Origin of the sequence: Actinoplanes octamycinicus, assembly GCF_014205225.1 — a bacterium.
Taxonomy (GTDB): Bacteria; Actinomycetota; Actinomycetes; order Mycobacteriales; family Micromonosporaceae; genus Actinoplanes; species Actinoplanes octamycinicus.
The window spans coordinates 4,423,972-4,436,631 of record NZ_JACHNB010000001.1 but is presented as its reverse complement, the minus strand read 5'-3'; the positions used below and the strand labels follow the sequence as shown (position 1 = coordinate 4,436,631).

The following is a 12,660-nucleotide window of genomic DNA, read 5'->3' as shown; positions in this document are numbered from 1 at the left end:
ACAGCAGTCAGCAGGTGGGCAGGTTGTCCAGGTCGTCGCCGCCGTCGAGGTTCAGCCACGCCCACGGGATGTAGGTCTTCCCCTTGTAGTCGATCTGGATCCACCAGGTGCTGCGCTTGTCGTTGTTGTAGACGTACGCGTAGACCTCTTCGCCCGACTTCTTGCAGTAGGTCTGCAACCGGGTGCCGTTGGCCACCCATCCGGCCTGCTGGTCGTCGTCCTGCTTGGTGACCTTGAAGATCTCGTTGCCGTTCCGCCCGTCGACGTCCTTGTTGCAGTACGTCTTCTGGTCGCCGGTGCTGCCGTTGATGCAGGTCGCGGTGCCGTAGAGCGCCTCCGTGGTGCCGGTGGCGGTCTTGGTCACCTCGCCGGCCGCGTTCGACGCCTTCACCGTGAACGTGTACTTGGTGCTCGGCGCCAGCTTGGTCGCCTTGAGGCTGCTGCAGCTGCCGTTCGACCCGGTGCCGCCGGAGACGGCCAGCGCGCAGGTGGCCGTGCCACCACCGGCGTCCACGCTGAGCTTGACGGTGGCGGTGTTGAAGGTGGTGTCCACCCCGGTGACGGTGATCGTCGGCTTGGCCACCGTGCGGGCCGTCGCCGACCCCGCCTCGCTCTCGCCGCCCTCGTTGACCGCGATGACCTCGACGGTCACGTTCTCGCCCGCGCCGAAGCCGTCCAGGGTGACCGAGGTGCCGCCGGTCACGTCGGTGCTCCTGCCGCCGGCCTTCACCACGTACTTGCTGATCGGGCGGCCGTTGTCGGCCGGCGCGGCCCAGGTGACCTTGATCGTGCCGGCCTTGGTGCCGACCGTGGCCGCCTCGACGTTCTCCGGCTTGCCGGGCTTGGTGAACGGCACGACGCTGTTGCTCACCGCGGACACCTTCGACCCGGCGCCGCGCTCGTTGACGGCGACAACGGTGAAGGCGTACTGCTTGCCGTACTCCAACTGGCCGGCCGGGATGGTCAGCGACGTCTCCTTGGCGTCGCCGATCGGCGCGGTGCCGCCCTCGGCGATCGCGGTCACCGTGTACCGCTCGATCGCCAGGCCCTGCCCGTTCGCCGCCGGCCAGGTGACCGTGACCGAGCCGTCCGGCTTGGCCTCGGCGGCCGGGGTGCCCGGCGGGTCCGGCACCTCGGCGGTCGGCTTGACCGGGTTGCTGGCCCGGGCCGGGCCGTCGCCCTTGGAGTTCACCGCGTGGACCTGGAACTGGTACGTCTCGCCGTTGGTCAGCCCGGTCACCACCAGGGACCGCTGGTCCGCGCCGACCTGGAAGGTCTGGTTGTTGCCGGCCACCACGTACTTCGTGATCGGGGCGCCGTTGTTGGCGGCGGCCTGCCAGGTCACCCGGGCCTCGGCGTTGCCGGCCGCGGCCTTCACGTTGCGCGGCGGGCCGGGCTTGCTGATCGCCGGCTTCTGCGGCTTCTTCTTCTTTTGCTTCGGCGGGGTGGCCGGCGGCGTCTTCACCGGCGGCGGGTCGCCGCCGAGCACGTCGTCGGCGTACTTGTCGACCGGCCGGACGCCGTGCTGGTTGTCCACCACCTGGGCGACCGGCGAGCCGGGCGCGTTGATGAACAGGTAGTTCTCCCGGACCTCGAGCTCCAGCGAGCCGCCCGGGTTGGCGAAGGTGATCGGTTTCTGCGCCTGACCGGCCTGGTCGAAGACGTGCACCGTGCCGCCGTCGGCGTCGGCGACGTAGTAGAAGCCCTCGTAGGCGACCGCCGGCTGCAGCTCGGACTGGGCGGCGCCGGGCGGCACGGTGAACTTCGCCTTGACCCCGCCCTGCGGGTCGACGCCGAGCACCTGGCGCGAGTCCGGCACGGTGACCGCGACGGTGCCGCCGGCGGTGTGCTCCGGCAGTGTGCCCGGCCCGGTCAGCGGCAGCGTGGTCCGCGTGGTCGGCGCGTCGGTGACCCGCACCAGCTCGTTCGTGGTGCGGTCGAGGACCGCGATGCCGTCGCCCAGGGTGGTCACCTTGAAGTCGTGGCTCGGGCCGCCGACCGACTCGGTGCGCACCCGCTGCGGCTCGCCGGTGGCGCTGCCGCCCTGCCCGCCGCCGCCCTCGGTCGGTTTCGGCGCGGGGGTGATCGCGGTCGCGGTGCCCTCGCTGGGCGCGACGATCCAGAGCCGGCCCTTGCCGTCGAAGGCGCCGCCGGTGATCCCCGGCGGGAAGTTGATCGGCTGCCCGATCGCCTGCAGGCTGGCCGGGTCGACCTGCTGCACCTTGCCCTGCACCGAGTCGACGATGAACGCCGAGTCGTCGTGCAGCGCGACGCTGACGCCGACGCCCGGGGAGGTCTGCTGGTTCCAGAACGCCTGCAGCTGGGTGAGGTCCATCGACGCGATCGCGCCGGTGTTGACGTCACGCAGGATGACGAACCGGTCGCTCTGGCTGACCTCGAGGCTGTGCCCGCGGGCCTGCCCGATGTCGACCCGGGTGTCGATCTTCGCGGTCACGCCGTTGACCCGGGACACCTCGCCCTTGCCCCGGCTCCACACCCAGGAGGCCGCGTCGAAGCTGGCCACCGCCTCGTCGGCGGCGCCGAGCCCGAGCACCGTCAGGCCGAGACCGGCGGTCAGGGCCAGCACCGTACCGATCGTGACCAGGTAACCACGACTCGGTAACCGGCGCTTGCTAGCCGTCGTCGGTGCGGCGTCTGCGCTGCTCACTGCGGCTGTCCCCCCGTTCAGCAGAGCTTGGCGTGTCCAGGACGCAGGCCATCATAGGGGGATTGCGGCAGGCGTCGATACCCACCGTTCCCGCCTGTGGACAACCAGCTAGATCACTTTTTGCCGCGATCGGTGCAGACCTGCGCCGAAGTGGCGAACTTGTTGGTCGCATAAACGGCCACCACCGCGAAGCAGTATTCGAGCGACGAGCTGAGCCCCTCGATCCGCCGCGAGGTCTGTCCGGGACCCACCGTGCTGACCGGTTTCAACTGCTCACCCGGGTGCGCCATGGTCACCATGAAGCTCGCCGTGGCGTTCGCCGGATCGGTCCAGGACACGTCGATCTTGGTGCCCAGATCGCTCAGTTTCACCCCGGTCGGCGGGTTCCCGGCCAGCGCCGGCGAGTTCCCGCCGGTGTCGCCTTCCTCACCCTCCTGGGTGCGCTGCGCCAGCGTGAAAACCATCGCCGCCACCGCGACGACCGCCGCCAGGGTCGCCGCGATCACCGCGAACAGCGCCATCCCTCGCTTCCGGTTCGCCGCCGGTTGCGCTTCCTGACTTTTCTCGTACGAGCTGAGCGCGCTCGCCGTGGCATTGCCGCCCGGGCCGTGCTGCCAGACGCCGCCCTCACCCTGGTGGTAGACGCCCTGCTGGCCCTGCTCGTAGACACCGGCCGTGCCGGACTGCTGGTATCCGGCCTGGTGGGCGGACGGTCCGTACGGGAACGCCTGCTGACCGGCAGCGTGACCCTGCTGGTAGACGCCGGGCTGGATCGGCTGGTAGCCGACGGGCTGACTCGGGGCGGCGCTGACCTGGTGCGGAAGGTCGCCGGTGCGGTAGACGCCGGGCGGAGGGCTGACCGGCTGCGACTGGATGCCGGGCGGGCCGCTGACCGGTTGCCTTGTTTCGCCGCTCTGGTAGACGCGGGCGGCGCCGCTGACCGGCCGCTCCGGAACGCCGCCCTGGTGGCCGAGGTCCGCGCGCTGCGGGGTCGGCGGCTGGACGGTGCCGGGCTGTCCACCGACGTGCTGCTGGACGTCGCCGGTCCGGTAGACGCCCGCCTGGCTGGTGGGCTGCCGCTTCGCCGCCGGACCATCGGCGGCGGGCTGGTCGTCGACGCGGGCGGGCGTGATGGTGTGCTGCTTCGCCGTGGGCTCGGTCAGCGGGGACGGCGGCTGCGGGTGCCTGGTCTGCGGCTCACCGCTCCACGGGCCGGGTGCCGCCGGCTTGGCGTCCGCAGGGGCGGTCACCCGATCGGGGACGCCTGATTCCGCAGTGGCCGAGCCAGGAGGAGCCGACACGCCCGGCGTGACCGATTCTGGTCGGGTTACGGGCGGGTGCTCGGGTCGTACCGGAAAAGGGCTCTGACCCGGAACCGGATCGCCTGCGGTGATCGAATCCGGTCGGGCCCGCGGCCCGGCGTCCGGCTCGTTTCCGAGCGGCATGATCACCGGATCGGGGCGCTGGACGACCACGGAATCATTGGCGCCACGGTGATAGAGCGCGGGCGGCGCCGCGGTCTCGGGCGTTTCCGGCTTGAACTGCTGGAACGGGCTTTCCTCCGGCTCCTTGCCGGTCCGCGGAGCGGGGCCCCACGGAGACTCCGGCCGGAACGATTCGGGACCATCCTGCGCCGTCCCCTGGGCGCGGTCCGCGTCGGCCCGTGGTGGGTTGAGCGGAGGGGGCAGCACCGAGCCGCCCTGCCCGGCCGGCGGAAAACTCAGCGCGCTGGGCGGCGGCAACAGCCCGAACGGGCTCGGCGGCGCGGGCGCTGCCGGCTGCTGCCGCCGCACCTCCGACTGCTGCTGCTCTTCGGGCTGCTGCTGTACCCCGGGCTGCTGCACCTCTCGCTGCTGCGGCACCTCCGGGTGCTGCTGCACCTCTCGCTGCTGCAGCACCTCCGGGTGCTGCTGCACCTCTCGCTGCTGCACCTCCGAGTGCTGCTGCACCTCTCGCTGCTGCACCTCCGGCTGCCGCTGCGCCGGGATCGCCGGCTCTGTCGGCGTCGAAGGGCGGCCCTCGGCCGTCCGCCGCTCCGTCACCTGTGACGTGGCTGACTCTCCGGTCGTCGCCATGCGCGGTTCGGCCTGGTCTGCCCGCTCTGCGCCATGGGCTGCCTCCGGCTTCTGGAGCCAGGCCGGGAGTTCGGCAGGCGCCGGAAGCGTGCGAGGCGGCTGGTCACCGTGGCCCGACGGCTCCTGGGTCCGCTGTGCCTGCGCGGGGATCGACGCCACGGGCTGGTCGGTCGTGGCTGACCGCGCCTCCGTCGCGGCTGGCCATGCCTCAGCCGGGCGTGACCGCGCCTCTGCCGCCGGTGCCTGTGTCTCCGTCGCGGCTGGCCATGCCTCAGCCGGGTGTGACCGCGCCTCTGCCGCCGGTGCCTGTGTCTCCGTCGCGGCTGGCCACGCCTCAGCCGGGTGTGACCGCGCCTCTGCCGCCGGCGCCTGTGCCTCCGTCGCGGCTGGCCATGCCTCAGCCGGGGGTGACTGAGACTCCGCCGCGGGTGGCTGGGTCGAAGTCCACGCGTTGGCGGGCCCGGGCTGGGCCGGCCAGATGACCGTCGGCTGCGCGTCCGGCGGGGTGACCAGCGGCTGCTGCGGCTCCGCGGCGGGCACTGCCGGAATGGTCAACCCGCCCTGCGGCATCTGGTGTGCTGGCTCGACCCGGAACGGCGTTGTCGGGTCCTGTCCGAGATAGGCCTGTGCACGCGTCACCGCCCAGTGCCCGGCCCCGAGCATCATCGGCCCGTGGTCGGCAACCCGCCCGAACGCCGCCCGAGCCTCGTCCCGCTGCCCCAGCTCCTCCGCGACCACCCCGAGGTCATAGGAGATCTGCAGCATCAGCGGGTCGTCGTCCCCCAGGCTGAACCGCCCCACCCCGTAGGCCGCCTCCAGCACCCCACGAGCCGCCGCCGCATCCCCGCGCTGGTGGTGCACCGCAGCCAGCTCCCGCTGCGTGGCCAACACGTCAGGATCACCCTGACTGAGCGTCGCCTGACCGATTTCAACAGCACGTTCCAGCATCTCGGCAGCCCCCGCCAGATCACCAGCGGCGACCAGCGAGTGCGCCCTTTCCAGGGCCGGAGTCAACGGGGAGGGGTGGGACACCCCGCCATGCTGCCCGCTCCTCCCCCGAGAAACCAGGCCGCATCCCCTTCCGTCCCCATATCCGCCGCAATGTCCTCTCCCCCACCCCCTCCCGCAGCCCGCCCCGAGGACCGTGTACTGTTCTCACCTGTCAGGCCGACGAGGCAGCCAAGACCCAGGTGGAACCCGGGCCAAGGATGCCGCTAGGCTTAGACAGGCAAGTCCGGGTGGCGGAATGGCAGACGCGCTAGCTTGAGGTGCTAGTGCCCGCAAGGGCATGGGGGTTCAAGTCCCCCTCCGGACACGTTAACCCCCAAGAGGGCATCGCACGGTTTCTAGGTACGGCCTGACCGGGGGTTTTTTGCTTTTCCGGCGCCGTCCCGGAGTTCGGCTCTTCGGCGTGCGGGCCTTCTTCCGGCCACGGCGCCGGCCCATCGCCGGCATCGGCAGTGCGAGCTGTACGTCGCTCGCCTCGATCGCCGGGCTGCCGCCATCGGGAATGGCTGCCTCGATCCTCAACCGGTCCGCCGCGCACACGACGACCAGGTCCCGCGCCCGCAGGAATGACGCCATCTCCTCGACGTTGTCGACTGCCGCGAGTTCCGGATAGGTCGCCGCCAGTTCCCGGCCCAGGCGCGCCTGCGACCGGTACACCCACCGCGGCCCCCGCCTCGCCGGAGGGACGCGCGCTGGTGTGCCCGTGCCGGCATCGGTAAACCGGCTGCTGGTTCACCCAATGGCCTTCCAGCCGGCGCCCGCACACCAGTAGACCGGTGAACGCGTACCGCCGCTGCTGCCCATCCCCCGGCACGCTCAGCGCGGTGACCCGCTGGATGGCCAGGAACTCATCGTCGCTGATCAGCGGCGGATGAGTTCGTTCGTCCGACACCACCCAGTCCGAGCGCTGGTTCCACACCCGGACCGGACCGAGGCTGAACGTTTGTCGCCCGGCACCGCCTCCCGGTGATCGGTGAACTGCCGGCTCCACACCTGCCGGCCGGTGTACCGCGGATTGGCCAGAATCGCCGCCACCGTCCGCACCGTCCACACCGAATCGACCGATGCCGATTCCGCACCCGGTCATACGCTCCCGGCGACGCGACACCGCGATCGTTGAGCGCGCGGGCGATCGCCGCGGCACTCATCCCCTCGCGACGCCTGGCGAAGATCCACCGCACGTGCCCATGGGTGCAGCTGCAACACGAGGATCCTTGCGAAAGCACCTACGAAGGCATCTCGCCCTACGAGCGCGCTCCTCCGCACGACCGAACATCTTCAGACTGTGACTGGAGCCGCTGCGTTCGCACCATGGCTGCCAGTAAGCGCGGGTACGGCTTGATCAGACTCGAGAACGCGCGTCAACGATAGCCTTCAGTGCCAACCTTCGGCCACCGCTGCAGCTCTGGCAACGGCGGAGCCAAGCGGTTCGGCTGGCCCAAGCGACTCATTGTAGACGTTGAGCTGAAACATGTTGTCGACGGTCGGATAGAACACCAATCCGTACCGCACCGCTTCGACTCGGTCGCGAGGATGGATTAAATGCAAGGTGCCGTGACTGACCCATGGCCGCAGCCGGCGTAGTACCGGGTTCGCACCAACCACGGCGGCCTCTGCACGAAGGTGCTCCTCGCCGTGCTCGATCAGAAGGTGCCACAACGCGTCATTAGCGGCTTCAGCATCGGTGACGCTAAGGTAGCCGTGACGCAGGCAGAGCTCCCCGACCGAAACCCCGTTCTGAATGCCGATCATGGTGCTCACCAATTGATTTAAGATGCACGTTTTGCCCTCTGCGACGATTTCGTCGCGCACCCAGACCGATAATTCATAGCTAGTGTCGCAACCTAGCCGCACAGTGACGTGTCCGTCGACTGTCGGCAAGAGAGCGTCGGCGGAACCGAATCGATCGTTGCCGCTGTACAGGCCATCCAGCGAAGCACCGGACAACGCAGCATTCTTTATTATTTCTTCAACCAGCGTCACCGATGCACCACCCTTTCAGCCACTCCCGATCAGGAGCTGATGGACGCCTCTATTCTAACGGGTCAACCGGCACCTGCGCACCGTCGATATTCATGCTATCCACCGAAAGGATTCGCTACATCAACCCGCCCTCCGCCCCAATACCAATCGATTGATTCCCAGTCGCGATGTCCAAATATCACAGCCTTTCCAACCTCACCAATTTCCCAAGCAGTCTGATTACCACCCATACATCCGCTGACCCTGTCCATCTGCGAACCCCGAGCATAGTTCACCTCAAATGCTTCCTGAGCAGAATCAGCCGGATTTCTGCCATCCTCGCCAAATAAATCGTCCAACGTGATAGAAAGTCTGATCCTTCCGTTACGAACCACACGACTGACTCCTTCCATCCACAGCGGGGATCCAGACGCGGCATTCGCACTTCCCCACGGATTCCCGTTGAATGTGTGCGAGCCGAGCCGGGCAGCCAGTCTATCGGAATACGGATTCACTCCGAGGCATACATGGACACAATCCTGGTCCTCGACAATGTCATGCCCGCCGGCCTTTCCTGCAACACAGTTATGCACGAGTACCGGCTCATTAGCCGCAAGCACATAATACGTTTGAAGATTTTCGACGGTAAGGTTGTAGACCTTGGCGTGTTGTGCGTGTGCGTGGGCTCCGGCAACGCGGACGAGGGTGCCGGTGGAGGTTTTGAGCCAGCTGCCTTGGCGGAGTTCGGCGGCGTTGATCCAGTCGCCGCCGGGGGTTTGGGGTGAGCCGTCGTCGTCGGTCCAGAAGGGGTAGCCGTCGGTGGCGGTGATGGTGGTGGGGGTGCCGTCGGCGGTTTCGACGTCGATGTCGACAAGGTTTTTGTCGCCGTTGCCGACGATGGTGGCGGATACCGGCTCGGGGGTGAGCCGGGTCGAGTTCGGGGTGCCGGCCATGACCCGGTCGCCGGGTTGGATCTGTTCGATCGGTTTGGTGGTGCCGTCGGCCATGAGCACTGGTGTGCCTGCGACGAAGCTGTTGCTGACGCAGTCCGACGACTGAGGTTTGGTGCCCATCGGATCGACCAGGCCGGTGGGCTGGTTGAGCACGTAGGTGTAGGGGTTGGTGTCGCCGGAGGCGAGGCCGAGCGGGTCGCGGCTGAGGAAGCGGCCTGTGTTGGTATGTCCCTCTAACCGAGCGCGTTACGTACCGAACTTCCGGCTACCTGCTTAGATGGTGAGTGAGGACCACCATGAACTCTTCCACATCGGGTAGACCGGACTGCTTCCGCTGCGGGTCGACGAAGATCGCGTCGCCACGCTCGCCGGGCACAGGTAACCTCATTCGTACCTCGGCTGTACGCCGAGGTCAGCCAGCCTCCTGCCGACCTCGGCACATATCCCGGACCAAACTCATGTCGGGAATCTTGCCCAAAAGCAGGCCGCAAACCGGTCACAACACCAGCTCCAGCCGCGCCCCGGCCACTTCCGGTCCGCTCACGACGATGCCGACGACCACAGCTGGCGCTACGAAGCCGACAAACATGGCCGTCATCTCGTTCATCCACCACGGCTGGCCGACCGGTGTCAGGGGGTGCCATACGGCCCCACGGGTTCGCCGTCGGTTGCGGGATGCCTGGGATCGGCCGTACTCCAGCGCTGGCAGAAGCGCTACAACCGCCAGCACGCCGGATCCGCGCCTGCGGCGAACGAGCCATCGCCACCTTGAAGACCTGGAAACTACTGACCAAGCTACGCTGCTGCCCCCGCCGAGCGATCGCGATCGTGCAGGCCATCCTCGTTCTGCACCACGTCGAAGACAACCGCTACGCAGGATGAAAAGGCGCAAGACATGACCCGGCGCCTGCGCCTTGTTCAAGCAGGAACGCGCCACGAGCAGTGCGGCATGCGACGCACTATCGCCCGAACTGTTCGAGGTACTGCTGCCGAATCGCATCGAGCCGCTCCTTGGTACCTTCGGCCGACCAGAAGGCCCAGCCGTTGCCGGCAACGCCCACCGCGTCCTCCATCGCCTTACTGGGCGCGCTTGCGACGCCGGCGGCGGTCTCGATCCGCCCGTCCGGGCGGACCCGGGCGTAGTACATCTGGCCACGTCGGCTGCCGAAGAGCCTGTCTCCCGCGCTCAGCAAACCGGTCTGGACCAAGTCCTGGAACCGGACTCCGTAGCGGGTGCGCCTCCCAGTCGCCACCGGTCCGGGCGCCGGTGGCGGCGCCAGTCCGATCGCATCCAGGCTCCAGATCTTCTTGGCGATTTCGCGGTAGAAACGACCGCGAGCGTCGATGAACGGCTCCAACGCGGTGCTCGGGTCATAGGTGGCGATCATGGTGAACAGGCCTTCGTTGGTGAGGAACCTCCGGAGCCGGACGTTGCCTCGTTGGAAGAAGTCCGGGTTGAGCATCCCGGCCAATCGCGTGTCCTTCCGGTACAACGCGAGCTTGTCCTCCAACAGCATCCCGCCATAGCTTCCGTTGTCCAGGCCGTCCAGTAGCAGAAGCGCCCCGATCCGGTTCCGCAGGAAGCCGTAGTAGCGAGCGTCCGACACCTTGTGTGCATACTTCGACGCCGTTTTGGTGAAGAGATGCTCGATCTCGAAGTCGCGGTCATGGTGCCGACGCAGCAGGAAGCGGTCGGTGGGATCCGTTTCCCCATTGGTCGCGCCCATCTCGACCCACGCGGTCAGACGGGTCAGCACGTAATGCACGAATCTTCGCTTGGTGTCGTAGCGCAGTTCCGAGATGAGGTCCAGCCGGACTGGCCAGTCTGCGGCCTGGTCCCCGAGTACACGGCCGAGCTCCTGAACCGACTCGGACAGCCGTACTGCGGGCATGACAGAGGAGACAAGCTCATCGACGTGCCGTTGCTCGACCGATTCGTCACCAAGCGTCTGCGTCACATAGAAAAGGTCCAGAAAATTGGCTACAAGACCGGCCTTCTGCTCTCGCTCGATCTCCGAATCGCCAGACCTCAGCGCGGCAAGGGTGAGATCGAACTGTTCGGCAATGCCGTTGAAAGCGTTGTACCGCACCGCCCGCAGACCCCGGTTGATCTCGGATCGCGCGCGTAGCATCGTGACGTACGTGGTGTGGAATGGGTAGAGCACCTCGGTCACCAGGCGGGCCCGATCGCCGCTCTTGCGGTTGGGCCAGATCTCGCGCTCGTGCGCCCGCACCCACTCGTGAGTCGCATCGTTCAGGCTCGGCCCCGGCCTTCCCACGGCCTCGGGGAACCTCGCCCGGAAGACGGCGCGCAAATAGGCGAACGCGGCACCTTTCTCGACGTCCTCCAGAGCCGACACCATCGTGGTCCACGCGCCTTCGATCTCACGCGGATCCTCTTCGGCATCACTGAGCAGAAAACGCTTGAGATGATCCATCGGCGAGAGACGAACGCCGCAGTCGTTGATCGACTGGAACATCTCCTCGGCACGTTCCCGGTCCCCCGCATCCATCACGACCAGGGAGACCCGGTAGAGCAGCCAGTCAATGAACATGATCAGGACATCGCCGCGCAGCTGTGCCGGGTAATGAAGATCGATGTACTGGTACGCCTGCCAGATACGCCGGACCGATGGCCGGGCACCGGCAACATCGAACCCACGCCCGTTCAGCAAAGCGTTGAAGCAGGCGTCGTACTCGTCGACATCCACGCGGAACGTGCGCCTGCCGAACCGCTCGGACATGATCAAGGTCAAAAGCTGGCCGGCCTTGCTCCTCGCCTTCGGCGCCGCCACCGCCTGCCGATGGAGATAGATCAACAACAGCAGTAGCGTGATGATGCGCTGCTGGCCGTCAACCAGCGAGGTCCGTCCGTCCGCGGTGCAGATGATGTACGGACCGAGGAAGTACGGATCGTAGGACTTCACGTCGCCCAGCGAATGCTCATCACTCAACTGGTCGAGAAACTTTCGGGAGAGATCGTTCATCAGCCGCGCGACCTGCGGCTCCTCCCAGACATACTCACGCTGGTAGTAGTCGAGACCGAACGACTCCGTACCAAACAACGCGTCAACGGACTGCTCGCGGGCACTGACCAGCTTCTTGCCACCGCGACTCCTGGCCATGACAGCCCCGACTACAGGGCCACGACCGCTTTGGCGGCCACCACCGGTTCACCGCCGCCACGCCAGAGGTAGCCGGGGCGCACAACCCGGACAACGGTCCCGGGACTGGGCATCGTCACTTCGGCCTCGTGAGAGTCCGGGTCGAACGGGACCGTCTCGCCGGGCCGGCCCAGCGGCCACAGCCGCTTGCGGCGCGTCTCATCCATCAAGAGCTTCGCCACCTCAGCAATGGTGTCGCCGCGAGACTGCAGGACCTCAACAGCCACGGCGAGATCGGCAACCAGCCTGGCCTCCTCGAAGTCGTGACTCGTCGGCCCGGAGACGGTCATCTCGCCGGCATCGAGAGCAGCCGCCACATTGTGCACGAGAGGTTGAACCAACCACGGCGGCAGCTTCGCGAGCAGGTTTCCTGCCAGCACATCGAGGGAGTCCCGGGCGGGCTTCCGCCCGACAGACCAGCCGTACTTGCCATTGACGGCGGTGATCTGTGGATGCAGCTTGAGGACACGCTGAAAAGCCGTCCAACGGCGATCGACATCTGCCTTCTTGACACCGGCCTCGACCAGCAGCGCCTTGATGGCTTGCGCGCGGATCGGCTCAGGCGAAGTTCGGATCACCTCAAGGAATACGGCTCCATGGTCGTCTGCGAACTGCTTGACGAGGGTTTTCGTATCCAACGCCTATTACCCCCAGACCCGACCTGAACGTACTCGCATGCTAAACAAGCGGTTTGAAGGTAGTCACTGTCAGCGTTGCGACATCTAGTTCGCGTAGCAATATGTAGAACGAACTGCTACGCCAGCTGACGCATGGACACCGAACAACTCACCGGCGCGCTGATCCCGCTCATCATCCAGCCGGCCCGCCTC

At 67.1% G+C, this 12,660-nt stretch carries 8 protein-coding genes, 1 tRNA gene and 3 pseudogenes; 2 read left to right on the top strand and 10 right to left on the bottom strand.

Annotated features, from left to right (window positions below):
• Positions 1-7: 7 nt before the first annotated feature.
• From BJY16_RS19430 to BJY16_RS48970, 3 genes and pseudogenes are all read right to left on the bottom strand, one after another.
• Positions 8-2,596 (bottom strand): fibronectin type III domain-containing protein, encoded by a 2,589-nt coding sequence (locus tag BJY16_RS19430; protein WP_373873460.1) that lies wholly within the window; start codon positions 2,594-2,596, stop codon positions 8-10.
• Between the two features lie 185 nt (positions 2,597-2,781).
• Positions 2,782-4,710, bottom strand: coding sequence for a hypothetical protein (locus tag BJY16_RS19425; protein WP_239177549.1), 1,929 nt, complete (start codon positions 4,708-4,710; stop codon positions 2,782-2,784).
• Positions 4,711-5,436: 726 nt separating this feature from the next.
• A pseudogene (locus BJY16_RS48970) lies at positions 5,437-5,691 on the bottom strand (tetratricopeptide repeat protein); the annotation flags it as partial.
• 284 nt (positions 5,692-5,975) lie between these two features.
• On the opposite strand from BJY16_RS48970, the gene BJY16_RS19420 reads away from it, so the two are divergent.
• A tRNA-Leu gene (locus tag BJY16_RS19420) sits at positions 5,976-6,058 on the top strand.
• 2 nt (positions 6,059-6,060) lie between these two features.
• On the opposite strand, the gene BJY16_RS19415 is transcribed toward BJY16_RS19420, so the two are convergent.
• From BJY16_RS19415 to BJY16_RS47235, 5 genes and pseudogenes are all read right to left on the bottom strand, one after another.
• Positions 6,061-6,408, bottom strand: a complete 348-nt coding sequence (locus tag BJY16_RS19415; protein ID WP_185040950.1) for a hypothetical protein — start codon at positions 6,406-6,408, stop codon at positions 6,061-6,063.
• Between the two features lie 204 nt (positions 6,409-6,612).
• Positions 6,613-6,795: a hypothetical protein gene (locus BJY16_RS48965; protein ID WP_373873459.1), complete on the bottom strand. Its 183-nt coding sequence runs from the start codon at positions 6,793-6,795 to the stop codon at positions 6,613-6,615.
• Positions 6,796-7,125: 330 nt separating this feature from the next.
• Positions 7,126-7,734: a hypothetical protein gene (locus BJY16_RS19405; RefSeq protein WP_185040946.1), complete on the bottom strand. Its 609-nt coding sequence runs from the start codon at positions 7,732-7,734 to the stop codon at positions 7,126-7,128.
• Between the two features lie 95 nt (positions 7,735-7,829).
• Positions 7,830-8,720 carry a polymorphic toxin-type HINT domain-containing protein gene (locus BJY16_RS19400; protein WP_260418710.1) on the bottom strand — a complete coding sequence of 297 codons (891 nt, stop codon included), beginning with the start codon at positions 8,718-8,720 and terminating at the stop codon, positions 7,830-7,832.
• Between the two features lie 72 nt (positions 8,721-8,792).
• Positions 8,793-8,876: pseudogene (locus BJY16_RS47235) on the bottom strand (RHS repeat-associated core domain-containing protein); the annotation flags it as partial.
• 484 nt (positions 8,877-9,360) lie between these two features.
• Here BJY16_RS47235 and BJY16_RS19395 point away from each other — a divergent pair.
• Positions 9,361-9,548, top strand: a pseudogene (locus tag BJY16_RS19395) (transposase family protein); the annotation flags it as partial.
• A 77-nt stretch (positions 9,549-9,625) separates the two neighbouring features.
• Here BJY16_RS19395 and BJY16_RS19390 read toward each other — a convergent pair.
• Both BJY16_RS19390 and BJY16_RS19385 read right to left on the bottom strand, forming a co-directional pair.
• Complete coding sequence (locus tag BJY16_RS19390) at positions 9,626-11,791, bottom strand: GmrSD restriction endonuclease domain-containing protein (RefSeq protein ID WP_185040942.1); 2,166 nt, start codon at positions 11,789-11,791, stop codon at positions 9,626-9,628.
• A gap of 11 nt (positions 11,792-11,802) precedes the next feature.
• On the bottom strand, positions 11,803-12,468 hold the full coding sequence (locus tag BJY16_RS19385; protein WP_185040940.1) for a nucleotide exchange factor GrpE: 666 nt from the start codon (positions 12,466-12,468) through the stop codon (positions 11,803-11,805).
• Between the last annotated feature and the right edge of the window lie 192 nt (positions 12,469-12,660).